The 25,635-nt window shown below is 38.8% G+C and carries 21 protein-coding genes and 1 rRNA gene; 1 reads left to right on the forward strand and 21 read right to left on the reverse strand.

From position 1 onward, the window contains the following. Nucleotides 1-31: 31 nt before the first annotated feature. The 6 genes from CJ483_RS08490 to CJ483_RS08515 all read right to left on the reverse strand — a co-directional run bounded on the left by CJ483_RS08490 (nucleotide 32) and on the right by CJ483_RS08515 (nucleotide 7,006). Nucleotides 32-1,585 (reverse strand): 16S ribosomal RNA (locus CJ483_RS08490). A gap of 349 nt (nucleotides 1,586-1,934) precedes the next feature. After that, on the reverse strand, nucleotides 1,935-2,849 hold the full coding sequence (locus CJ483_RS08495; RefSeq protein ID WP_120033966.1) for a DMT family transporter: 915 nt from the start codon (nucleotides 2,847-2,849) through the stop codon (nucleotides 1,935-1,937). Nucleotides 2,850-3,438: 589 nt separating this feature from the next. Then, complete coding sequence (locus CJ483_RS08500; protein ID WP_120033968.1) at nucleotides 3,439-4,935, reverse strand: hypothetical protein; 1,497 nt, start codon at nucleotides 4,933-4,935, stop codon at nucleotides 3,439-3,441. A 6-nt stretch (nucleotides 4,936-4,941) separates the two neighbouring features. Next, nucleotides 4,942-6,009: a nucleoid-associated protein gene (locus CJ483_RS08505; RefSeq protein ID WP_120033970.1), complete on the reverse strand. Its 1,068-nt coding sequence runs from the start codon at nucleotides 6,007-6,009 to the stop codon at nucleotides 4,942-4,944. A 384-nt stretch (nucleotides 6,010-6,393) separates the two neighbouring features. Further along, a complete protein-coding gene (locus CJ483_RS08510; protein ID WP_120033972.1) occupies nucleotides 6,394-6,648 on the reverse strand; it encodes a hypothetical protein in 255 nt (84 codons plus the stop codon). Nucleotides 6,649-6,760: 112 nt separating this feature from the next. Continuing rightward, entirely contained in the window at nucleotides 6,761-7,006 is a 246-nt protein-coding gene (locus tag CJ483_RS08515; RefSeq protein ID WP_120033974.1) for a helix-turn-helix domain-containing protein, read from the reverse strand. Nucleotides 7,007-7,635: 629 nt separating this feature from the next. Here CJ483_RS08515 and CJ483_RS08520 point away from each other — a divergent pair. After that, on the forward strand, nucleotides 7,636-7,980 hold the full coding sequence (locus CJ483_RS08520) for a DUF3889 domain-containing protein (protein WP_120033976.1): 345 nt from the start codon (nucleotides 7,636-7,638) through the stop codon (nucleotides 7,978-7,980). Nucleotides 7,981-8,031: 51 nt separating this feature from the next. On the opposite strand, the gene CJ483_RS08525 is transcribed toward CJ483_RS08520, so the two are convergent. From CJ483_RS08525 to CJ483_RS08595, 15 genes are read right to left on the reverse strand one after another with little or no spacing between them, the layout of a single operon-like run. Next, entirely contained in the window at nucleotides 8,032-8,841 is an 810-nt protein-coding gene (locus tag CJ483_RS08525; protein WP_120033978.1) for a glycoside hydrolase family 25 protein, read from the reverse strand. A gap of 4 nt (nucleotides 8,842-8,845) precedes the next feature. After that, complete coding sequence (locus CJ483_RS08530; RefSeq protein ID WP_182917000.1) at nucleotides 8,846-9,124, reverse strand: phage holin; 279 nt, start codon at nucleotides 9,122-9,124, stop codon at nucleotides 8,846-8,848. A 4-nt stretch (nucleotides 9,125-9,128) separates the two neighbouring features. Further along, a complete protein-coding gene (locus tag CJ483_RS08535; RefSeq protein WP_120033980.1) occupies nucleotides 9,129-9,476 on the reverse strand; it encodes a hypothetical protein in 348 nt (115 codons plus the stop codon). 56 nt (nucleotides 9,477-9,532) lie between these two features. Beyond that, nucleotides 9,533-9,763 (reverse strand): hypothetical protein, encoded by a 231-nt coding sequence (locus tag CJ483_RS08540; protein ID WP_120033982.1) that lies wholly within the window; start codon nucleotides 9,761-9,763, stop codon nucleotides 9,533-9,535. A 33-nt stretch (nucleotides 9,764-9,796) separates the two neighbouring features. After that, nucleotides 9,797-11,032: an SPRY domain-containing protein gene (locus CJ483_RS08545; protein WP_120033984.1), complete on the reverse strand. Its 1,236-nt coding sequence runs from the start codon at nucleotides 11,030-11,032 to the stop codon at nucleotides 9,797-9,799. A gap of 51 nt (nucleotides 11,033-11,083) precedes the next feature. Further along, nucleotides 11,084-11,641: a hypothetical protein gene (locus CJ483_RS08550; RefSeq protein WP_120033986.1), complete on the reverse strand. Its 558-nt coding sequence runs from the start codon at nucleotides 11,639-11,641 to the stop codon at nucleotides 11,084-11,086. 4 nt (nucleotides 11,642-11,645) lie between these two features. After that, nucleotides 11,646-12,701 carry a hypothetical protein gene (locus CJ483_RS08555; RefSeq protein ID WP_120033988.1) on the reverse strand — a complete coding sequence of 352 codons (1,056 nt, stop codon included), beginning with the start codon at nucleotides 12,699-12,701 and terminating at the stop codon, nucleotides 11,646-11,648. Between the two features lie 10 nt (nucleotides 12,702-12,711). After that, complete coding sequence (locus CJ483_RS08560) at nucleotides 12,712-15,018, reverse strand: hypothetical protein (RefSeq protein WP_142927219.1); 2,307 nt, start codon at nucleotides 15,016-15,018, stop codon at nucleotides 12,712-12,714. Between the two features lie 8 nt (nucleotides 15,019-15,026). Further along, nucleotides 15,027-16,748 carry a hypothetical protein gene (locus CJ483_RS08565; RefSeq protein ID WP_120033992.1) on the reverse strand — a complete coding sequence of 574 codons (1,722 nt, stop codon included), beginning with the start codon at nucleotides 16,746-16,748 and terminating at the stop codon, nucleotides 15,027-15,029. Nucleotides 16,749-16,751: 3 nt separating this feature from the next. Beyond that, a complete protein-coding gene (locus tag CJ483_RS08570; protein WP_120033995.1) occupies nucleotides 16,752-18,128 on the reverse strand; it encodes a hypothetical protein in 1,377 nt (458 codons plus the stop codon). A gap of 12 nt (nucleotides 18,129-18,140) precedes the next feature. Then, nucleotides 18,141-18,530, reverse strand: coding sequence for a Low copy number virion structural protein (locus tag CJ483_RS08575; protein WP_120033997.1), 390 nt, complete (start codon nucleotides 18,528-18,530; stop codon nucleotides 18,141-18,143). A 12-nt stretch (nucleotides 18,531-18,542) separates the two neighbouring features. Further along, on the reverse strand, nucleotides 18,543-18,929 hold the full coding sequence (locus CJ483_RS08580) for a hypothetical protein (RefSeq protein ID WP_120033999.1): 387 nt from the start codon (nucleotides 18,927-18,929) through the stop codon (nucleotides 18,543-18,545). After that, nucleotides 18,929-20,500, reverse strand: coding sequence for a hypothetical protein (locus CJ483_RS08585; protein WP_120034001.1), 1,572 nt, complete (start codon nucleotides 20,498-20,500; stop codon nucleotides 18,929-18,931). Before CJ483_RS08585 ends, CJ483_RS08580 begins: the two co-directional genes overlap by 1 nt. Continuing rightward, nucleotides 20,497-21,186: a hypothetical protein gene (locus tag CJ483_RS08590; RefSeq protein WP_120034003.1), complete on the reverse strand. Its 690-nt coding sequence runs from the start codon at nucleotides 21,184-21,186 to the stop codon at nucleotides 20,497-20,499. Before CJ483_RS08590 ends, CJ483_RS08585 begins: the two co-directional genes overlap by 4 nt. Nucleotides 21,187-21,195: 9 nt before the next feature. Next, the gene (locus tag CJ483_RS08595) at nucleotides 21,196-25,569 is read right to left on the reverse strand and encodes a hypothetical protein (RefSeq protein ID WP_120034005.1); all 4,374 of its coding nucleotides are present in this window, start codon (nucleotides 25,567-25,569) and stop codon (nucleotides 21,196-21,198) included. Nucleotides 25,570-25,635 lie beyond the last annotated feature (66 nt).

Here is a 25,635-nt window from a genome sequence, read left to right on the forward strand (position 1 = left end):
AAAAGCCTGACACGGTTCACAAGTTCCTTAGAAAGGAGGTGATCCAGCCGCACCTTCCGATACGGCTACCTTGTTACGACTTCACCCCAATCATCTGCCCCACCTTAGGCGGCTGGCTCCCGTAAGGGTTACCCCACCGACTTCGGGTGTTGCAAACTCTCGTGGTGTGACGGGCGGTGTGTACAAGGCCCGGGAACGTATTCACCGCGGCATGCTGATCCGCGATTACTAGCGATTCCGGCTTCATGCAGGCGAGTTGCAGCCTGCAATCCGAACTGAGAATGGTTTTATGGGATTGGCTAAACCTTGCGGTCTTGCAGCCCTTTGTACCATCCATTGTAGCACGTGTGTAGCCCAGGTCATAAGGGGCATGATGATTTGACGTCATCCCCACCTTCCTCCGGTTTGTCACCGGCAGTCACCTTAGAGTGCCCAACTGAATGCTGGCAACTAAGATCAAGGGTTGCGCTCGTTGCGGGACTTAACCCAACATCTCACGACACGAGCTGACGACAACCATGCACCACCTGTCACCGCTGTCCCCGAAGGGAAAGGTCTGTCTCCAGACCGGTCAGCGGGATGTCAAGACCTGGTAAGGTTCTTCGCGTTGCTTCGAATTAAACCACATGCTCCACCGCTTGTGCGGGCCCCCGTCAATTCCTTTGAGTTTCAGCCTTGCGGCCGTACTCCCCAGGCGGAGTGCTTAATGCGTTAGCTGCAGCACTGAAGGGCGGAAACCCTCCAACACTTAGCACTCATCGTTTACGGCGTGGACTACCAGGGTATCTAATCCTGTTCGCTCCCCACGCTTTCGCGCCTCAGCGTCAGTTACAGACCAGAGAGCCGCCTTCGCCACTGGTGTTCCTCCACATCTCTACGCATTTCACCGCTACACGTGGAATTCCGCTCTCCTCTTCTGCACTCAAGCCTCCCAGTTTCCAATGACCCTCCACGGTTGAGCCGTGGGCTTTCACATCAGACTTAAGAAGCCGCCTGCGCGCGCTTTACGCCCAATAATTCCGGACAACGCTTGCCACCTACGTATTACCGCGGCTGCTGGCACGTAGTTAGCCGTGGCTTTCTGGTCAGGTACCGTCAAGGTACCAACAGTTACTTTGGTACTTGTTCTTCCCTGACAACAGAGCTTTACGATCCGAAAACCTTCTTCACTCACGCGGCGTTGCTCCGTCAGACTTTCGTCCATTGCGGAAGATTCCCTACTGCTGCCTCCCGTAGGAGTCTGGGCCGTGTCTCAGTCCCAGTGTGGCCGATCACCCTCTCAGGTCGGCTACGCATCGTCGCCTTGGTGAGCCGTTACCTCACCAACTAGCTAATGCGCCGCGGGTCCATCTGTAAGTGACAGCTAAAAGCCGCCTTTCCATTCCTCTTCATGCGAAGAAAAAGAATATCCGGTATTAGCCCCGGTTTCCCGGAGTTATCCCAGTCTTACAGGCAGGTTACCCACGTGTTACTCACCCGTCCGCCGCTAACTTGAACAGAGCAAGCTCCGTCAAGTCCGCTCGACTTGCATGTATTAGGCACGCCGCCAGCGTTCGTCCTGAGCCAGGATCAAACTCTCCAAAAAGATTGTTTGACTTGCTCATAATTTAAAAATAAGAATTAACTTACTGGCATGTATTTTGTTCAGTTTTCAAAGATCAATTTTTAAGTGCTTTTCAACAATAGCACACTCGCTTCGTCCTGTCAAAAACATTTTAACTTCATCTTTTTGTTTTTGTCTTTCGGACAAGTAATAATATATCATGCTCTATTAAAAGTGACAAGTGTTTTTTTAAAAAAATATAGTTTTTATGTTCTTTCACTTAAAGAATATCATTCTCTATTTTACCACTGCTTCCCAACTCTTTTAAATACCTTTTTCCTTTACTGCTTTTTATCAAACTAAAAGCAAGGAACTAATTTAGTTCCTTGCTTTACGAGTCTGTCTGCCGTTTTCGATTATGAATAATGTTTTTTATCTTCTTTGGGTCAGCTACGAATAATAAGAGGCCCACAAGCACAATAGCTCCTCCAACTATTTGAGGCGTTATTAACTTTTCTTTAAGCAGCCACCAAGCAAGAATGCTTGCACCGATCGGCTCGAGCAATATAGCCATTGACACAACCGAAGTACTAATATATTTGATAGACCAGTTGAATAAGGTGTGCCCAAGTAAATTAGACAAAACAGCTAATAAAAAGAAATAGACCCATTCCCTTGCAGGATAAGGATAAAATGATTCTTTTTTCATTAACACATAAAAAAAGAGAACAATTGTACAATTAAAGTAGACAATAAACGTATAGGTTATCAAAGACATCCTTTTGCGGATTATTTGTCCAAACAACAAGTAGCCTGTAATTAATCCACAAGCAATAAGAGCAAGGATATCTCCGTAAAGCGCTTTTCCACTAACCTGGAAATCGCCCCATCCAATAATAAAACTCCCTCCAATGGCTACGCCGCCTCCAATTAGCGCTCCCAACGTAAACCGTTCCTTAAAGATAAAATATGTACCAGCAAAAGCAAAAAGCGGCTGCAAAGTAACCAGCACAGTGGAACTCGCCACAGAAGTGTAGTTCAAGGACTCAAACCATAGAATAAAGTGAAAAGCCAGAAAGATGCCAGCGACAAGAGAGAAAAACCAATCCTTCTTTGAAACAGCTTTAAGTTCTCCTACATATTTAAAAAGAAATAAAGGGAGCATGAGCAAAACAGTAAATAACAGGCGGTAAAATGCTATTACACCAGCATCAGCTGACGACAGCTTGACGAATATTGCTGAAGTAGAAACAAAAAAAACTCCAATAATCAACACGGCATAAGGATTGAGCTTTGGACTATCCATAGATGTTCTCCTTTGAGTAAATCTAGATGGTTTTTAAAAGTAAAAACCGTCTATCATTTTAAATCTTCTCAGGCGATATTTCCAGTTAATAAACAAAGTAAAAGAGATCAGGATACTTTTCTAAGAAACAGGCATATTTTTTTAGATGGAGGGAATAATACAAAAAAAGAGATTTTCGGCGCTTAAAGGTAGAGAGGAGAATGGCATGACAACAAAATGGACAAGAATTACCGGGGGACTTATTTTATCAGCTATCATTATCACCGTTATGTTTATTGCAGGATGAGTAGTTACTAGCAGTCAAACAAATAAAGAGCCTGCAGACAAGCTTGTCTGCAGGCTCTTGGTCATAATGGAGCATAGCGGGCTCGAACCGCTGACCTCTACACTGCCAGTGTGGTGAGCGGATAAAACTGCATAATACTTAATACGCGCCAATCCCTAATATATAAAGCTTTTGCCGCTCTTCCTCTCTCGCCTTTAATACTGAATTAGATTGAATATATACAGATTTGGTCCCCATTTGGGCCCCAAAAATAAAAACTTTCTGCTGTCAAAAACTGCTGGTTTAATCAATTTTATTTATATCTTAAATAAAGAAAGTAAGAAATATAGTTAATGCAAAAAGCAGGAAAATTTCAATCACCCATAAAAGTGTATAGAAATGCATTGTATCTTTTATATTTTTGATGTTGTATTTTAACTGTCTCTTGTGAAATAAAGCATTTAATTCATGGACATCAAAAATATCTTTATATATTCTTTTCATAGCAAAATAGTATTTAATGTTCAATCTGATATCTCTATTAGTTTGCAAGTTAGTTATGACAAGATGAATACATGATACGAACAAAAAGGCAACAGATAAATAAAACTTCTCCTTAGAAAAAACTTTTTGAATGCTATTAAATGCTAATGAATTAAAAACAAAGATCGAGATAAAATAAGTCATTATCGTAATATTATTGTTCTTAAAACTTGAAATAAAGTGTTGGGAAATTTCCTTACTCTTTATGGACAATTCATTCGTAATTTCTGACACCTTATTTTTGGTTTCAATGTATTTCTCAACATTTTCTTTAAGGTATATCGCGTGAGCAGATTGGATTGAACTTAATGTATCTTTAGGTAATATCCAACTATCTCCAGAAGTAGTTAAATATCTAGAAATTATATTTCTCGATAAATCAAGCTTATCGTGAGTATCGCCTTGTTCATAAACCCATTGATATATATGATAAAAAATTTCAGCAGAGTCTTCTCTAAAGTTCTGAAAGCTAACAGTACTATCAATATATTTATGCCCAATAACCCCTAACTTAATCAAGTTATCTCTTGTTATATCAGACGTATTTGCAAGAAAAGAAGCTGAAAATATGATTTTTAATTTATCAAAGATTGTTACAATACCGTTTGGAGCACTCTTATCAGAATTTACATTATCAAAATCATTTGGAATAATTTCAAAATCAGAAAAGCTTTGCGGATTGGTACTATATTGCCTTTTCTTTAATACATCTCTTCTAAACTCTCTTTCAGGATGAATATCAATACTATGTAGTTTTTCTTTTGGTGCAAAAATCATTAAAGAACTTTGAAAATAAATTTTAGATTCTTTATTCTCCTGCATTTCAAACTTATTTAGAACTGTAAAGTCAAGATTCTTTTGTAATTGCTTTAAAAGAGGAAGTATCTTTAAACTACCGAGATAAGAATTAAAACGACCTATGTTATATATTGAGAGCACAGAGTTTTCTCTTACTTTAAAAACTGTATACTCTATTTTAACTATACTTTCCTCATCAACTATTTGATTGATACTTTCTAATATAGATGTAACGTCTTGACCTTCAAAATCATCTGTAAATTTAAAGAGAAAGGGTTCTCCATCATTAACAGTAACGTTGAGCGAAGTTCTGTCTCGATCATTGATAAATGTTGTGAAATACTCTAAGTCCTCCCATTGAAAATTCATCTTTATATCTGCTATTTCAACTGAAAGAGTATAGGAAGAAAAATCTTCGTATTCTTTATTTAAGACTATATTTGATGAATACTTTTTAAAATTCTCCAATACTCTTCTCATTTAGTTTCATTCCTCTTCTTTTTTAAATGTGTTGTAAAGATCTTCATTAATATTCTTAATGACTAATACTCTTTCTCCATACTCATCTTCTTTTGCTACTATTGTGTTTTTTAAATCCTCTATATAATCGGAAGTTCTTAATTCAATCTTGTCTGAAACTTTATAACTTCTTTTAAACCTGGCCTTTACTTCATCTACAACAATGTCAAAAGCTGTATCAAAATCTTTTTTCTCCGGCAATGAGTTTAAGCGATTTTTCAAATCAGGTATACTAATTTTCTCGTTTTCTGGAATATATTCACCTACAACATATTCTATCATATCGTCAAATTTGAAAGAGGTCCTTTTCCTAAAATATCCTACCAAGCTATTTCTTAATTCTGTGTAATCGTGTAAAGATTTCTTTTTAACATAGGTAGTAAGAACATTATCAATGGCGTTAAATGCATTTCTAGTATTTTTTTCATTTGTTTTTAATTCTTTAAGCTCTAAGAAATCCTCACACCAAAAAGAAGCAATTTTCGCTTGTGTATCTGATACAATTATGTCTACTAATTGATATTCATCGCCTACCAATTGATAAGAAATACTGCATGACTTCTGAGTTGCTTTTTCCTCAGGTAAACCATTTTTATATAATGAATCTTCAAGGTTTAAAAATATTGCTTGATCTATTTTAGAAATTAAAAAATCAATTTTATTCTCTTCCTTTAAACAAGCTACTACTAAGCTACCTTTTTTTGGTCGATTTATTCCTGAATGTTTTTTAGCAGATTTTTTTTGTACGTCTAATAATTTTTCTGATAGTTCTCTCGTTTTTGTCTCAAAAATAAACTCAAAATCATGTTGATCAGAATTACTAATAAGACTGCTAATTATCTGTGCAAATTCGGAGGACTCCCTTGCAAATTTAAAACTACGTTTATTAGTAGCTGTTGTACTTTGAACCAATAATTTACTTACGAAAGCTTTAAAATCTTTAGTTTCAATATTTACTTGACTAATTGTGTTGTTTTCGTCATCAATCTTGTGAACTGTAAATAATTGTGTACCTTTAACTTCAAGAGTCCTCATGTTTAATTTCCTCCCCGATATCCAGAAAACCCATGTATTAATTAGTAATAGATACCTTTATAAATATATTCCGTAATTATAAAAGTATAGAGTAGTTGTCACGTTGGGCTCTCACTATGATTTTTATCCCCATTTTAAACCAAAAGACTCATTAAATGTTGAATTTGGTAAATTTTATTTGTTTTATTAGGGAAAATGAAATCGTTCGGGTTGTTCCTTTGTCGTTTTTTCCTTATTCATGTCTTAAAATTAAAGTCTTTCTGCATCTTCTATGGGGCCGTCAAAACAGATTCAAGAACATTTAAATATATATCAAGCTTTTTTATTTTAATTGTTTACATGAACAAAAAGCCCCCGTCCGCTAAGGACAAGGGCTTGCGTTTATCAAGACTGTTTTATTGCATGTGATCCCCTTCTATTTCTTCCTGCTTCCACAAGTTCGAACCTTGGATGTAATTCGCTGATTAGAGAAAAGACTGGCGTTCCATCTGAGAGATGAAGAGCCATTTTATCAATTGGCACAGGCTGTGCGACACCGACCATCAACCCAGTATTTCTACATCTAATTTCGTAACCTTGCTTAAACACCAAATCCTCTAGTTCATCAAGCGTGCTTACACCCTCTAGTGAGCGAATCACTCTACTCTCCCCCTTTTATCATTGCATAGGTATATTTCCATAAAAAATTACGAAATCCTTCCATGTGTTAACAAATAAAAAAGCCCCGCTTAATAGAAGCGGGAAAAGTATTTTAGCTATCAAACGGGCGATATTTTTTGCGCAGTTCATCCTGCTCTGCTTTCCGGGCTTCAATATCGCTTCTTAAAAATAAGGTTTCTCTGTTAAGTTTTTTCACTGGTGTAATCTTTCCAGTTGAAATTAATGAATTCATCCTTTGCCTGGTAACCCCCAGAATTTCTATTGCTTCTGAAGTGGTCAATACTTGTTCAATAACGAACCGTTCTACTTCTTCACGATTTTTTAAATGATATTCCATTTCCTCACCGTTTCCTTTCTGGTACTAACAACTTTACAACAAACAAAATGACCCATAATATAGCTGCTGAAAAGCCAATCCATTTAATTAGATTCATTTCATCAAAATTCATATCAGATAACCATGCGGCAAAGACGATGAAAAACAAAAGATCGGTTGTTGATACTCTGCTCTTTCTTTTCATAATTTAAAGGTGGATGTGATATAATTTTTAGAAGAGGAAGAGCGTTGCCCCGCTCTTTCCTCCCCTTAGTTTAGTCGTTCTTACTATCTTTTTTCTTAACTCGGTCGAACAGTTCCAACGCCGTTTTGACACTTGCTAAGATTGCCGCGATAGTGAGGACGATGTTTTTGAATTCCTCCACCTTGTTCACCTCCTTTCTATACTCTTATTATAACAAATCTATTAACTTAAGTAAACAGATAATAGACAAAAAATCCACTTTTTTCTATTTTTCTTATTAATAAAATGTACTTTAAATAAATAAAAAAAGCCCCATCCATCAAGGACAGGGGCTTTCCTTTATTTCTGTTTAATTTGCCGATTAAAATCAAACTCTTAGCATCTAGGGAAGAACTATGAATAATGTCGATAAGCTTGCTAAAGCTATCCTAAAAGGGATTTTAATATGTATAAATTACTTCTTAGCTTATTGTATTGCATGGTATTGATTCCTATAGGTTTAGCTTCAGTCCAAGTTAGCTTGGATAATATAGTCTATGCAAAAGATCAAGCACCCTCTTATGCAAAATGGGGAGCCTTCGCTGTACAAAAGGCCAAACAAAAATATCCGAATGCGGCAGTCATTGATTATCTTCATGTTGGCAGATACAATAGCCCGGATCATTCTACAGAAAAATTTAAGCTGTGGTTGAAAGAGAACAGCAGAGAATTTTGGGCTCTTGTAGAGATTAAATATAATTCTAAAACCGAACAAGTAATAAGAATCACAATTAGAGAAACTGTTGAATGAGTGTACAAAATGAAAAAAGCCCCTATCCAAACGGATAGAGGCTTTCATTTATTACTCTTCTTGCCTTATTTGAGGGTTAAAACCAAACTCATGACTAATGTTCTGTTGAGCAGTCATAGCCGATTCCAGTGTATTAAATACGCCTGTCCAAATTCTTTTCTCCTTAACAAATGGTTTGTAACCTAATTTGGAGCCGATCCGCTCAGCATGCTTCTCCGCTTCCTCGTTCGTTTTAAATACACCAGTATAGATACGATATTTCCCTCTTGTAATGACAGCAGCCTTTGTTTCTTCCTTATTTAGAAACCATGACAGTTGTTTGTTTCCTATTAGTTGGTTCAAGTCCACATTTCCTTTTACACCAGCTAAACGGCCAGTCTCGGTATATTGATGAAGATCGCAATCATAATCTGGCTTCTTTCCTCCATAACGAGGAATCCAAACGAAATCCGCTTTGATCTTATCTGCCTGGAACAGCTTATAAGTGTGGTGACCAACATATAGGCCGACTCTTTCTGCTCCTAACCTTCGCAATTCATCAATGAAAGCCTGTGTTCCAGCTCTCATATCGTTCATAGTTTTAACTTCTACATCAGCTACCCAGAACAGAGCGTCTTTATCGCCTCTCTTCCAGAAGTCCTGTGCTTCTTTTTTGGCATCAGCAATGGAAATAAACCGGCAAAAAGCATAGTTTCCAAATGGTACACCATGCTTCTTCGCACCTGCTACATAGCTTTTATATTGGCGATCTCGGACCCTGCTTCCATCTTGTACCCTGAGAATAGCAAGAGACAGCTCCTTTGATGCCTTACCCCAGTCAATTACACCTTGATGATGAGATAAATCTGCAATTTTACTCATTATTTTATCCCCTCCCCTTCGGTTCTTTATATTTCATGGCTAGATTGCTGTCTCCTACGCCTTTTACAGTCGGATCGTTCAAAGCATTAAACACGCTGACACCAACGATAAATAGCACATATGGATTAGACAATGCTTTCAATGTAACTTCAAATAAAATAGGCCAAGACGTAATGTCTTGACCTGTTAAACCGAAATATGCACCGACTGGCACGACAACGGACAAAAATAGTTGAAACCAAAAAAGCGGGTTTTTTGCCCGCACTTTCCAATTAATATTCATTTGCTTAACCTCCAAATATTTTCAAAATTTGATCCCAACTGGAAATAATGAGAGCAAGAATGCCGATAATTCCTGAACCTCCCAGTAATCCAATATAGATGTCTTTTCGTGTAGTAATTTTCAAAGTTTTAATGCCATACATTTGCTCCAGCAATTTTTGGTTCATAGCACTTTGAGTATTCAACATATCTTTGGTAGAACTGAACTCCTTTAAAACAACATTTTGAATATCTTTTTGCCCCATTTCCATGCTGTCAATTTTCTTGATGACTTCTCCGTAATTTGTCTCTAGTTGGCTGATACGCATTTCATGATTATCAATCCGGTCTGCCATTGTGTTTTCCGCCTCCACACTGATCCCTCCTCACAACTTATATCCCTTTTCTTATATAAAAAAGAGACCTATCATTATAGGTCTCTAGCTCTCTTTAAAGTTATTTTCATAATTCCCCAAACAATCGCTATAGCCATGGCAACGAAAGTAAAAAACACTCCCAAGTCTACGCCTAATTTAAAGAAAAGATCTTCCCAGTATTTCTCCCCTGTAGCTGCTGCTATGCCGGACATCGCACCATAAATTAAAATATCTAGTCCTATACAGATAAGCGTCACCCATAATGCTCCCGAAACAATTTTCATAGGCCCCTCCTACTAACAACTATTGAACTATTGTTAATAGTTTATCTTATAATCCCCATTCTGGTAAATGGTTACAGACAATTGATCATTATTTGGATACTCATAATCATAGTCAATACCGTGCACGGCTTTTTTCCAAGTGCCTTTCATATCCATCTGACTGATTAGATCATTTACTGTTGCAATATCTGTTATCTCTTCTATTGAAAGATGATATGCAAACCGCACTGTATTGCTTGTTCCGCGCAAAGCAGCCCATTCACTTGATGTGATTGTATTCAATGCAGCAGGCGTTATTCCTTCTGTCTTTATATTGGCTAAATCTGTCTCAATCCATGAACCAGAAGAGCGTGTGTACCAAGTTGTTCCCTTATCAAATGACACAACTGTTTTGATTGCCCCTTGTCCTGCTTGTGTCACATTCAATATAAATGAATCAATATTTTCAACTGAACGAATATTAATATCCTTCGTTGGCAAAACAAGTTGATCCTGCGGAATAGCAGCCATATTTAAGTTTTTTTGTGCATTGATCTCCTCTGTCCATACAACAATTTCTATTTCCCCTGTGAGTTCATCTAAAGGAGAGTATCCATTTACCCTATTCAGCACGGATAAGTCTTCCATGCCTTCCTGCTCAAATTGTGATTTTGACGGTAAACCAACAGAAACGGTTTCCCAAGCTTTAACAGCGTCATTCCACTTTAAATATTTATCATTTGATGAAATAAGCGTTTTAATTAAAAGTTGGTATGGTTGAAACCCTAATGGAACAGGGTATTTAAAGGGAGTGGCTCCGAAATTTGCTCTAACTGTAACAGGAACGCTTGAACTTCCAGAAGAGAATACAGGAAAAACTTTTCCAAGCGTTTTTAAATCGGAAAAAGCTACACCTTGATTAACTCCATTCTTATAAAATTCAATGGTTCCTATATCCATGTCTAAGGCTATTCCTAACGTATCACCATCTGTAAACGGCTGGCCATAAGGAGCACTAGTGCCGTTCCATTTCGATCCTACATATCCCCATACCAAGCGAGACTTTTTGTTAGTATAAATACTGGATGGAAGTGGCAAAGTAGCATCATAAACTCCGATTATGGCACTGTGTCCTGTATTAATTAAATCTATTTCCCAATACCACTTACCTATTTCTTTTCCTTCGGATGCTCGGATAGCAACAGAATGACTTGGAACAGTCGCCTTTAGCCCATCCGGTTCAATCGTGCCCATACCTTTATTCGCATAGTCCCATGTTACCCCTGCCATTTTTTCACCTTCTTATATCAACGAAATTTGAGCTTCACTCTAATATATTTTTCACCCTACTCCAATTGTATTTATCTTCTTGAAATGATCTAGATTGATAGATTTTCTTAAAAGCGAACCAGTATCTGTCCATGAAGCCTCCTGCGTCATTGTCTCCGTATAATTCGTTTTCAAGCTCATTGCTCCATCAAATCTGATATAGTCCGATGTAGTAAAATCTGAGGCATCTGCATTATCGAAGGAAATTTCAGTCTTAACTATGTCTTGTACCCCAGCAGTGAATTTCAAAATTTCTACAGGTGCTCTCAGAAAAGTTGTGGTGTATTCAATAGGAATATTATAAGTACGCGGCATTGAAGGGTTAGCCGTCACACCTAGTTTTGTCAGTTGTTGATAGCTTTGCATTCCGCCGCCACCTGAGCCGCTATTGAGCATGATATATTCGTTACCATTAAAATAATAAAGCGTTGGCATTCTCCCATTTGTTTCATCTTCTTTTACCACATAAATTGTGTTTGACTGTCCAATAGCTGGCAACAAGTAACGGCTTTCTACAAAGGTAACTTTATCTAAATTCGGCAAATTCAAATGCATACGAGCTTTTGTCATCTAATCACCCCGTGGCATGTTCCATACTTATAGCGAAAGATACAGAGTCACTATCTATGCTTGTATCGACCTTTTCAACCTTTATCCAGAAGGAAACCATACTGTTCCCCTCAATGCTTGGAATATGCAAAGTGTCTTGATATATGCCCGGTACTCCTTCAATATCTGCTGCTATATCTGCCCACTCATAGCCAAACTGTCCGCTATATTGTTGAACAGCTAATTGAATGTTATTAGCTATAATGCTTGTTGGATTATAAACATCTAACTTTACTTCCAAAACACCATTTTCCATCCGGCCCAACCCATTAGGATTTGCCTCATTTAATGGCGTTCCCTCTTTTCTAATTTCAAGAAATGTTCCACAATAGTAAATATCCCCACCGGCAAAATCGGCTGTTTTTTCGTCAATCAACTTGTTTGTTTCATCATAGATTCTCAATGTTCCCGTCATAATTAAATGAGGCAATGTTAATTCAACCACACCACTAACATCAGACATTCCGGTGATTATATCCATACCGCTTATCAATTCCACTTTATATCCACTCATCAAATTCTTTACCTGCAAACAATTGCTTTTCGTAGCAATAAAGCGTTCAACATAAAGAGGTACAAATTCTGCTGCATCTCCCTGCTTCAATACAAACCCTATTTTGCTAAACGGATAGGATACGGAATCAATCAATTCAAATAACCCGTTCCGTTGCATATAAAAATTGAATGTATCATTATTTCGAATAACCTTAATGTTTTCAAGCGCTGAAAGTGCAGCATCCTCGCTTTCCAACAATTCTGCTGTTTCATTTGTGGCATTGAACAGCAATAATCCTCCTCGGTCATTTATAGCTGTTGGATTATAGGTTATATCTGCCTCAAATGCGCCTGCTGATGCCGGTATATCACGCAAAATAAACACATCCCGTAAAGAAGAATGTGTTAGTTTAAGTGCATTGTTTTCAATTTTTATATTAGCTGGATCAGAAGTGCTCCATTCTGGGCCGATTGCATCAAATTTTTCATCGAAAACCAGCCCACCAGAATATTTATGAATACGCACTGGAAGCCCCCTATCTTGTTTTCTTAGTAAACCATTTGCTATACCAATTTGCTCGAGCAGGAATGAGCCATATTTTCTTTTTCCTGTTTATCTCTTCAAATTCGTCGCCATTGCCAATGTCAACTACATCTGCCGGTACATCACTTAGCCATTCGGCCTCTGTTAACTGGACTGCTTCTGCAGCAATAATCGGTTTAAATGTTATATGATCTTCTTCAATACTAGATACAGAAAATACGGTGTTCTTTGCAAAGTTATCCATGCTGCTAAATGAAACTGAAATAACCGGATTCGATGTTACATCGTCCGGTACCGTTACAACTGTATCAAGTTCTATTTCATTCCGAATGGTATCATCCTGGTTTATGAGTATATCAATCATAGTTTCTGTTAATTGATTATCTGCTTCTGAAATATGAACGGTAAGCGTATTGGATGACCCAAATAAATCAGGTGAAGTTTGATTTAGTTCTATTACATCATCAAAGGTTAGTTGTTCAAAAGAAGTATTTTCGACTAAGTACGTGTTGTCTTGGCCTGAAATTTCTTCACCCATTACACCAACGGAATTAATTTCGTTAGCTGTGCTTTTAATTGAAGCCTCTACTATTTCCTGAATCTCATATTGAGTTATTTGAGGACTCATACCTTCAAATTTAATTTCCTCAACCAGAAGTGCATATTGTTGATTTCCGTCCAGTTCAGTTAAGCTGCCTTTGATCTCTGTTTCTCTCTCATCAAATAAAGTCTCTTTGATTAATATTGCTTCTTTTGATTCCTCTTCTTCTGGGTAGAAATGATCTTCCACCACAAACATGGATTCTTTCATCAAAGCTTCTTTGCTATGTTGGTCGTCAGTTATTACCATAGCTTCTTTCATTGAAACTTCTTTGCTATGTTGACTGTCAGTTATCACTATAGTTTCAAGTGGTTCTGTTCCACTCTCTAAATAATCCGATTCGACAAAAGTGAAAAGCTCCTCTTTTACAGAACTGAAAGCCGTATCAGTTGAATATTTATCTGCATCAATAATTGTAACGGCCTCTGTCCTATCATTTTGTATTTCAAAAGATTCGACAAATAAATCATGAGATACCTGTTTATCAAACCTTTCAACTACAGCTGATACATCAGAGAAACCTAGAATAAACATAGATTGAGAAGCCTGTTCAATGTCTATAGTAGTGGCCATTGATATTGATTCATCAGGTATAAGGTTCTCTGCTAAAATCAAAACAGTTTCTTTTTCTAACAAAGATTCTTTTTCTAAATTGCTCATTAAAATAGCATCAGATTGACTTGATCCATCTTGTAACAGCACAAAAGCTTCTGTTTCATAACTATCTGGTGTAACAAAATGATCAACCAGATGATCTCCAGTACTCATTATGAATGAAAAATTGGACATGTCATCTAGGATTTCTTTTGCTTCTGTTGCATACAACTCTAACTCGTCTGGAACTAAAAGCTTTGTATCAAGTAATTGAAAAGACTCTAAGGCTGGTTGCTGCTCTATTTGCTCAATATGAACCACTCTTACATCTGTTGAGTTCGCAATATTAATTATATGGCTGCTTACAGTTGCTGGTATAGCTTCTTCTTTCTCTAAATCAATTCGGCTTGCCTCATAAGTATTCAGCCGCCCTTCTGTTGATTGAATAGCAGCTAACTCAGCAGAAAGAAATGCCGGTTGTAACTCACTTCGACCTGTAATGAATTCATCAGCTTCTATGATGAGATTTCTTTTTTGTTCTGTTGTTTCTAAGATAAACTCAACATATTCAGGCCGTTCACACACATATATAGCCTCACTTTTATTAAGCTCAACCATTTTTATTGATTTAGAAGTAAACGTCTCTTCATTAATAACTAACGCTTGGTGTAACTTTTCTGAGAAAAGAGCCTTTTCATGGATAACCTCAGCTTTAATTACATCATTTTGAATAAAGCTATCTTCCTTATACCAGTACGCATTAATAATTGTCTCTTGTGCAATATATTCAGTGGTCACATCGACTACGGTCAATGTCACTTGCATTTCTTGGCCAAGATCAATCGGCATCATTATGGCGTCATAAATATCATCTGCTATAACTTCAAATGGATATGTGACTGCCGGCCGTTTGATTTGATTATGAACAACAACCGGATAATATTTTTCTTTCCACTTTTCAGGTTCAGTGACAAATGGATACATACGCCCTGTGATACTTGGCAGCTGTACTTGCGAATCATAGCTACTTTCCCCAAGTTTCTCCGCTACAGGCGAATCACCTTGGTCAGTGACCGTCACAGAAAAGGCGTATGTTCTCATCATTAATCACCTCACAAAATTTCTTTATAGATGCCCCAGCCAATGGGAGCATATGGAGAAGCTTCTTCCCTTCTCATTGGTGTCCTTGGTGTACTTGGCACGTTGAATTGATACAATTCATTCACGGTATAAGAAGATGTTATTTCCACCCCGCTTGCTGGAGCAGTATCAAATTCAACAACTTTATAATCGTTATCATAAGTAAATGCCGTTTGTTCATTACAATTTAGATAAATCTTCGGCTTCACTTCTTTGCATCGATGATATAAGTGGAATATCTTTGTTTCTCCATCCCCGATGCCGATTAAATCATGGACCACTGTCTTTTCTACTTCCAGTTCTGCATCTTGCTCTAAACCTTTAGGATGCACAGCATAGATTCCATCTAGCACCCCAACCTCTTTATCAAATGGATGTTTTATATACATGAAAGAATGATGATATTTGTCCGAATAAACAGAAGGCCCATCACCAGCCTCATGCTTATCTACTAAGCGATCATGTGTAATAAAGGCCAAGTAATGTTTTTGATAATAAGATCCACCAATAGATTGCTGCAAAGAAACAAAATCATTTCCATTGGATGTGTGTTCTCCATAATCGACTAGTGTACCGCCAAGCTTCTTTTTACTTTGCCATTGACCAGTTACTCCCTCTTTTGCCCCGCCGATCAATACAGTGTTTTGCCGTGGCTTTTTTCCACTATTGTTAATACGCCCTAAATAAAGAGGCACATAATACACATCATCAGGATTAGAGGCAGCATCAACACGGAAAAAGATTGCTAATCTATCTTTGTTGATTGATCCCCATACTTGCAGCAACGAATCTCTGCTAAAAGATAAATTGAAATTATCTTCATTCGTTAGCGTCATTACTGTAGGAATGGACGGTCTTAAGAATGTGGCAGCTCCGTAAGCGAGGTTTCCCATTCCTTCAGCCGAATTGATTCCTCCATCCCCTGTAGTAGCTAAATCCCCATAATCTATTCCGTCAATAGGTGTGCGTGAATAAGAGAAATCAGCCGTGATATTACCTAAAGCTGGAGCTGAATGAAAGGTTACAATGCCAGCAGCATGATCAACAATATAATCAAACTCATCTACTTCCCTACCATCCACATAAACGGTCACTGAACCAGGCTTAAGATTCGTCTGATCAATATTAAAAACCGTTGTGCTACCATCTCCAGCCCCTATAAGGACCGCTGTTTCTTTTAAGTCAAAAGATACCTCATCAAATAAAAAAACGCCGAACGCATTTGCTGGTTCGAACGCTTTAGATGATAAATAATAGGATGATTTAATTAACCCGCTTGGTGCTGTATTAAATGAAATGCTTTGTCCTTTTGGATCAATATTATATTCACTTTTCTCAACTGGTGCGCCATCAATAGTTACTGATTCAGTGCCGGGAAGCATATATTCAGCCGGAAAATCAAACACTTTCTGAGTTCCATTTCCCACGCCAATGACTGCCAGATTAGAAGTATCAGGCACATATCGATTATCTGGAAAAGTTGGATTAGCTAAGTCATATGCATGAATCAAACCGAATTTCCGTTTTACTTTGTCCGATCCAATCGCTTGAAACAAACGAACCTCAGCAGCCTTCTGACCATTTTTCGCTCGGTATTTCGCAAACTCTTCCCAACCTGCACTTTCTATAATACGTGAAATGGTATTAGGGAAACGTTGCAGCATCATCTTTTCGTCAATCCACTGTGTTGTCATTGATTATTCCTCCTTCTCAAAAATGCCAATCGCCATGGGCCTATAAGCAACAGCAGGTTTCTTGGTGACTGGCGATACTGCATCCACAACAAAATATTTATAAAACTCGAATACATCAGGGCAAGCTGCTTTTTTAACTTTTAGGCGCGTATTATTTCGCGGGCCAACAGATTCAGCTAGAATAATATTTTTCAAATAGCCGCGCTGTCTTTCCTCTGGATGCATCACCATTGCCCTGCTGACTGCTGCTTTGTTGCTGTAAGAGCTCACAGGAGGATACGTGTACTCATCATTTGCTTCATTTTTCCAAGCTGATGGGAATTGTCGTCCTGAATCATCCTGACGATCTGGCGGCATTTTTTCAGGCCCCATATAGCCAGTTAGATAATATGCTTGATAATAAGCTCCTTGCTCGGCACGTTTAACAATAACGTTATCAATCCCATTGCCCGGGTTTTGCGGGTAAGCTTTATTTGTTGGCATTAGAATAGATGAGCTCGGGATAAATGGTGTTGTTCCATCATATTTATACGATCCACTCGGTACCGCACTCCCAGCAAACAAAGAAGCATTTTGCGTATCTGTTGGATCTAGTGGCACAAGACGACCAAAATACACGGGAAAGGACGGAACCTGGTTAGCATCATAAGCTGCGGTTGCATCGGCACGAATAATAAGAGTAAGAGTTTCATTGTTAATAAACCCTTCCACCTTTAATTTAGAATCTGGCCACCAATTGGTTAACCATCCATTATCATCGCCGCCTACGTCTCTTGTTGAAACTGGAACCATAGGTGATTGTTTAATAATTGCTTGCTCATCAGTTGGCAAAAACTCATATCCTGGAGTGTTAAGTGCTTTGCGTGGCACATAGTCAATCAATTCAATATCCAACACATCACGAACATTTGCATTAGCAGAAGGATAAATAATTTTTGCTTCAGCTGTAATGTTTGGCTCTTTATCCAGCATATAAAAATATATTTTCGATGTATCGATCATGACCGAATCCCACTGTTCATGCATCCAATCATGCAATTCTTTGCGTAGTATATCATCTGATTCTAGCTTTACTTGATCTGGTAATTCATTGAGCTTGAACTTATCTGGAATGTCTCCCACTGTTAAAGGTTTTTCACACACGCGCGCAATCCCATATAAATCTCCTGTCCTGTTTTTCAAAATAGCATGCTCGGCTATTTTCAGGGGGAAAGGCTGCTTTATTTGTTCACTTCCCCACGGTGTTCCATAAAAAATACCAGTAAATTTATAAGAAGCTTTACGAAATTTTTTAGCAAGTGTCCATCCATTCTCTACTGCTAAGTTAACAAAGTCGTCTAACATCGTTTCTTCTGTAAATGTTGTTTTTACATATGGCATAAAAACCCTCCTTTAATCCGTTAAAAATTGATAATTCACCCATACACTCTTTGACCGTCCAGACTCATTTTTGTAGCGTAATTCGATTTGATCACCAACTAATAATTGATGTGCAACCATCAAAAAAAGCCCCTCTGGGAGCTCTTTTGTATACACTGATTCAACGATCTCTTGGCCATTGATGAGTAAATCCCAATTGTCCAGATCATCATATTTAGAACAAGCAATAGAAATACTGATTAATTCGGACTCACGGTCAATTATGTGTGTATGAATAGCAGCCGGCAAACCAGCTGTCACTTCTACACGAATTCCTTTGATATAAGGATTTGTTTTGGTTGGAAAAAAAGGAGCATCAAGCCGCCCCCCACCTATATAATTAACCTGAAAACCTTGTGACATAGGCCCTCTCCTTTATAAACCGTCATCTATATCCTCATCAATATCAGGGGAATCATTCCCATCATAGATTAAATCGTAGTTGTACCTTACTAACATTGTAAAATTCGGTGTCCATTCAAGCGACCACTTCTCAATTCTTCCTGTTTTTCGATTAATCACAATAAAGTAATGCAAGATCCCTTTCTCATTGTAGTAAAGCTCATATCTATATACTTCATCGCCCTCCACTGCAACAAGAAAATTTCCTTGCCGGATCAGTTGTCCGCCTTCTTTAACATTATCTTGTTTAATTAAATTAATGTCTCCGCCGATTCCAGCACCACCGGTAATGCGTCGCTTTTGACGTTTAAGCATGTAAAGGACAGGATCATATAAATTACGTACAATGACTCCACTCATCAAGACACCCCTTCAATCACCCATGTTGAACGTGGCCTAACCCTATAAAACCCTGTTGGTTCATCCACCTCTTCGCGCTCGTATTTAACGGTTTGTACTGTTGTGGTCGTTCCTGCCGAATCTGTGAAACGTATATTAGCTGACACCCCATCTTTAGGGCCTGCTGAGATCCCTTCAACGATAATAATGTTTGTTCCCATCTTAAGGTTAGCAGGTATATTAAAGCTCGTACCTAGTTTAATTTCATCTGTCCGTTGACCGTTGATAATTAAAGCAATACGGTCTCCAACTGTGCCACTCACAGTAAAGTAACCGGTGCCGGCCTTCCTAGTAATCACAGGATAATCAGAGGGCGGCGGCGGTGTTTTCTGCGGTGAAAAGCCAATGTTAGATGACACCTCTAAAATCTGAAAAAAACCAGCTTCTGAAAAGCTGGTTCTGATAGCTCGCACATGATAATTTTGTGTAGCTGTTGAAATCTTCTCTCGTATTCCTACAATATCCCATAGCTCAATGGCTGGATTAGCAGGAATAGCAATTGATGACCGGCGCCACTTATATAACATCTGAGTGAAATGTGTTTTAGCTGCCAAATGTCTTTTTGAAGGAGTATTAGCCCAAGGAACTTCAATTTCTATTTCCCTTCTTTGTCCAAGCAAAATATCTCGCTCAATATAGCCCGAAATAAAAGAACTAGCGTATTTATCATATTTAACAAGGGCTCTGCCATAAAGCTCCACATCATCTAACTCATATTCTAATTCTTTGATATGCAGAAAATCATCAACAATAAAGTCGGCTGGATCTGAACGGGAGTATTGCGGCAAATGGCGAAACCGGATCACGCCATGAGCATTCTCAGTTAACGTATGGAACAAACTATTAACTACTTCTCGCACAACTTCATCGTAGGTTTGCGTGCGTTTCCCCAGCTTCACTCCTGTTTCATACAGTTCACCGGTAATCGGAACGCGTACTGGCGCTCCTTCTACTTCTAATCCAGCATCCTCCAAGAGGGCTTTCACAGCATGATAAATATTGATGTCTTTTCTTTCTATAAAAAACTCCCTGCCTTTTGGCGGGAAAATAGTATTCGTAATTGCTTTTTTATATTTAGAGCGTCCAGTAATTGTGATTGTTTGTGCTTCAGCATTGATTCTAACATTGTCAATGTAGCCTGTAAGAACCTTTTGAATGTCATCACCATATCCTAAATGAATTTGGATTTCTGTATTAGGATATAATTGCCTAAACCATGAACTATCAGCATTCCCACGCCAAACAAAGCTAGTAGGTCGTTTGTTTTTTGCATAATCAGGAGCAAATAAGCCATCCTTATTTTCTAAGGTAATAGAAAATGATTTAGCTGGACTTTCAACTGTTTCATCTAGCTCAATAGATATAACATTCGGCAGCCGAGCCCACTCAATGTTAAAATCACTATTAGGCGGAGTAGGTTGCCCCCAAAAGCGATTTTTAACCATAACATATTGCATCGGTTGTCGGCCGTGAGAATCAATCTGAAATTGGTTTGTTATCGCTTGAAATAGCCTATCACTGATGTACCTCATATGCCGTTTACTCCTACCCCTGACCTTTCTGAACTATGCATGCGGCATCTTACAATATAAAGTGGCCCTTTCCTTGTTGGTTCTGTGTCTTGCGGGATGATAACCCCACCAAAAACACCAGCGCTATATTTTATAATAGTAAAATTATCAATGTCCGCCATAAATTGATTAAACGATTGAGTTTTTGTTAAAACAACCTCAAATTCAATGGTTGAACCAGAAGGCCCTGTCCGTTGATAACGTGTATAACCGTCAAGAACATTAAAACTTTGAATCTCCTGCAAAGGCTTTGGCGGTGTAATGCTTCCAATACCATCAATGTAACTTTGCTCATGAAAAACTGTACAGACTAAGTGCCGTATATAAGCTGTATCGCCACTTTGATAGTTTTCATCCGTTTTGAAGGTAATTATATTTTCTCCTTCATCTACAAAGATATAGTGGCGTGTCCAAGTGTAAGAGGCCCGAGCACTAAATCGTGCTTTACCGTTTATTTCTACAACGAACTTTCCCATTCCAATTTCCCCATAGCTTGTAAAAGCAACGTTAGTAAGAAAGTCAAAAGCGACCCATCCGGGCCGCTCAAAAATTTGCCTAACAGTATACGATTGATTAGGACCGGGACCAACTAAAACTGAGCCACTCTGTGTATAAAAGTTAGTCCCACGCCTATATAACTTTGCCATTCATATCACCTACTCCATTTGTGTTGCTCGTGTAAAGAATTTATCTGTTGCGATATTTTGCAGCCTTTGCTCCATGTTTTCAAAATCTTGATCACTTTGCAGCTTTTGTACATGAACCTCAACTTTGTCAATTTTCGTAATTTGTGCTTTATTGCTTTTATCAATCGTTGTCCGTGCATCTCCACCCCTAAATACTGGTGCTATATCAAAAGCCGGCTGCAAAGATGTTTGCATCACTTGACGCATAGAATCCAATGGATCTTCATTTATTTTTGTATCGTAGAATAAGGTGCTATTGGCAGAAAGATCGTCTAAAGTAGGATTAAATTCATCTTCAATGGCATCGGCCATATTATGAGTCGCCTTTACAACGTCCTTCCTTCCATCATCAATCCCTACCGCTGCTCCAACTGGAATCCATTTTGCGATAGCTCTCATACGTCTAGAAGGAGAGAAAATAGCCATCGCCTTTTGGAAGGCATCGGCAATATCGTTGCCCAATTTTTTAATCATGGCAATGGCATCATCTGCTTTATCTTTAATCCCATTAACAATACCGTCTACAACATTCGCTCCCCAGCTCCATGCTTTTTTGGCTAGTCCAGCAAAGAACCTGCCGATTTTTCCAAAGATATTCTTGATAAAGATGTAGGCATTGGTTAGCGTTGTTTTTATTTTGTTGTAAATTCTTGTGAACGTCGAAGATACAATTCTCCAAAGGTATTGAAGAGTGGAAGAAAAAATCCTCTTAATTCTGGCCCAAATTGAAGAGATAAGATTGGCAGCTTGCCTCATCCGTGTAGAGATGCTTTGCCAAATTGCCCGAAAAGAACTGGCCACCTTTTGCCTGATAAAATTTGCTCCTGCATTGAATGCCTGACGAATTTTCGCCCAAGCAGAGGAAACGAAACGAGCCGCCCTATTCATAGAATTAGCAATTGTTCGTCCTATAGAACCAAATATCCTAACAGCGACTTGACGAATAAAAGCTCCCGCTGAGCTAAAGGATCGGCGAATTCTCGCTAAACTCCCAGTGACTACTCGACCTATTGAAGATAAAACATTCCCGATTATACGCCCTGCACTTTTGAACCCCGAGCCAATTACTTTTATTCCTGATTGAATTGCTGATCCCACTCGTTTAATCGCCCGAACTGTCCCATTTTTTATGGAATCCCAATTTTTATAAATCAAATAGCCAATTCCAACGATAGCCGCTACAATAGCTGCACCTGCTAAAACAAATGGATTTGTTAGTAATGGAATGAGCATAGGGCCTAGACGAGCCATTAACCCGCCGATCCCACTAAATAACTGTGGAATTGACCTTAATATACGGGATGACAGTGACTTGATAACTCCTCCAAGCGAAGAGACTTTTGTTTTTGTCTTATCCATTGACCCCTTCACTTTATCCGTTGCTGTTGAGACTTTGTTCATTACGCCCGGATATTGCTGGAGCTTTTCTTTCGTTTGATCAAATACTTCTTTAGAAGTCCCTACTACTTCCATCACTTCATCAAACTTGTCACCTAATCCGTCTAGCTGAGGAACAAACATACCTATTGCATTGCCGAGTACACCAAGCGAACTAGCTGAATCTTCGGCTTCATCATCCCCGCTATCCTTCTTGCCCTTCTTATTTGAAAAGCCACCTGTTAATCCAGAAAAAGCATCAGCAAGCCCTGCTAGCTTCTTAGGATTGGCAACTTTAGACAATAAGGAATCAAAATCTCCCTTGAATAAATCGACAAGTGGATCAAATATGCCTGTTAGAAATTTAAAGCCATTTTTAACACCAATAGCAAGACCTTCTAACAGCCATTGTCCAAAACGGATAAACAGTTTAGAAGGACTGTTAATTTCTAAGAGTTCCATAATCGGCTTAACTAGATAGTTCCAAATCAATCCGATCGGCGACCAATTAAATATAAATTCCAGCCCTTTGATTAATCCTTCAATGATCCCCTTGCCAATGCCACTCCAATCAATCTTTTTAAAGAAAGATTCAATTTTATCCCATTGGCTATAAATAAGGTAACCTACGCCTGCAAGGGCTGCTACAATGGCTGCTCCTAGCAGAACAAAGGGATTGCTAAGCAAAGGAACCAACATAGCACCAAAACGAGCAATCGTGCCTCCTAGCCCCCTAAACAAACGAGGAATAAAACCAAAGAGTCCTGTTGTTGCCCGCGCGATAGAAGGACCAGCTTTAGAAATCATCCCTGGTAAACCACCAAAAACCAAGCCAAATCCTTTAACTAAGGCGCCTCCTTTTTTTGCTCGACCACCTACTAATCCAAAGAGATTTCCGACGATGCCAAGGCTAGGAATAAGCTTTCCTATTACTGAGAGTGCAAAAGTGGCCGCCACAGCATAAGCGATGAACTTTCCACCACCGCCTTCCATAGCCCCTGCAACTACTTCAAGAATATCCGCTAGGGCTTCGAAAGCAGGTAAAAGCACATCTCCCGCTATTTTCGCCACCTTATCCATTAATAAACCAAAGCCCTCTGCTCCTGTTTTACCTGGTCCTACAAAAGCTTCAAGAATTGAGTTTCCAATCCGTTTCAAACTGTTCCAAATACGTTTAAGAACAGGTTCAAATCGATCCCAATTTTTATAGATGACCCATGATATGGCAGCAATCCCTGTAAGAATAGGATTCATTTTAACAAATTGAACAATAAACCCACTTACCATGCCCGGCAATCCGCGTAAGAAAGATAAAATTGCCGGAACAAATGAGCGAAACATACGCGGTAACCCCGCCACAGCGTTACGAGTTAGCATCAAATTATCATATAGTGCCCGTGCTGCCGGAGACATAACAACCATACCTCTGCCAGCAAAACCTATGGCTTGTCCTAACGCTTGAAACAAGTTCCGGTTCATCAATAGAAAACCAGCTACCGCCGACAAAGGACCCAATAAACCGAGCACAATAACAGCGAAGGCTCCAAAGTGAGCCACAAATTTAGCCATCCCGGGATTATTTCGAAGAAATGCTGTCATTTTGTCTGCTGCACTAGAAATAGCATCAGCCACTTTAATCACGGTCGGTTCTATTGCTTTCCACAATTCTAATAGGGAATTTCCTAATTTACGGAAAGCTCTTTCAGACTTCGCCACCCCGTTATTTTCCATACCGTCAACCATTTTTTCATAAGCTGACATGCCATCAACCATGGTTTTAGATTGCTTTTTCCATGCCTGCTCGTTAGACATAACGTCTTTGGTCGCTGCCTGAATGTCTCCTTGATGTTTCTTTAAGGATAAGGCTAAAATATCAGCCGCCTCTTTTTGTGATACACCAAGCTTTTTAGAAATCTCATCTACTGTACTAACAGCATCTACTGCATCGACGCCCCAAACTTTAGCAAAGTTTAAACCGAGCGTAGCAGATTCTTGAATATTGTCTTTCGTTCGTCCCATTTGGTTATGAAGGACAGAAAATAGATCCCCGACTTCATCAATGGATGTGCCTGTTTCTGCTGCTGTATCAGCCATGAGGTTTTTGAACTCACCCATTGACTCATTCGCCTGCAGCGTCTGAGCCTCAAATTTCCCCCAACCTTTTTCAGCACTCGCCCCTACCATTCCAAAAGCTGCCGCTAAACCTAGAACAGCAGGTGTAAGAGTTCCAGTTAACATAGTGCCAAATGTTTGATATTTGGTCATTAGCTGGCCGATCTTAGCTTTTTCCTCTGCTTTGCTCGTTTGTGGCCCGATAATTGCTTTTGCTGCTTTATCTAATGCTTCATACGTCTTGTTTTGCAAGTAGGCTAAGTCCTTGTTTGTAAATTCAACTATTCGACCGCCTACTTTATCTAATGCATTAGAAAAGGGTTTATAGATGACATCCTTACCGAATAGTTTGTCAGCCTTATAACCGTTCGCTTTTGCAATTGTATCTACTGGATTACTTTTAGCTAACTCATTCTTATACCTAGCAAGTGCCTCTTCCATTTCCTTCATTTCATCTTTAAATTCATCAGCATTGGCACTTTTCTTCATATCCGATAAGGCTTTTTCAGTTAGCTTGATCTGGTCTTTCAAAGTATCTAATCGAATATTGGCCATTGAGTGCATCTGTCCTTCAATGGCCTTAATCTCTGCTTTAGTTCGACCGAATCCTAGTTGAGACAATTGAGTTCTAGCATTCTTGATTCCAGATTCAATGGCTGAAAAACTCGCTTGCAGTTGAAACATATTTTTTGAATCAAGAAAGTGAGGGAACATTTGATTGGAAAAGTCTAAGCGCATCGTCGCACGCTGCAAGACGTTTTGAGGATTCAACCGCATCGCATATTGCATCATCCGACGATGATAGGATTCTAAAGCTTTTTGAGTGCGGTTAAGATCATGTCCAAATAAGTTCACCCTTCGACCAGCTTGATACCCAGCTGCCCCAACTGCTCCTAGTCCCGCACTTGCAAAGGCTGAAGC

The sequence above is a fragment of the Bacillus sp. PK3_68 genome (genome assembly GCF_003600835.1).
GTDB lineage: Bacteria > Bacillota > Bacilli > Bacillales > Domibacillaceae > Pseudobacillus.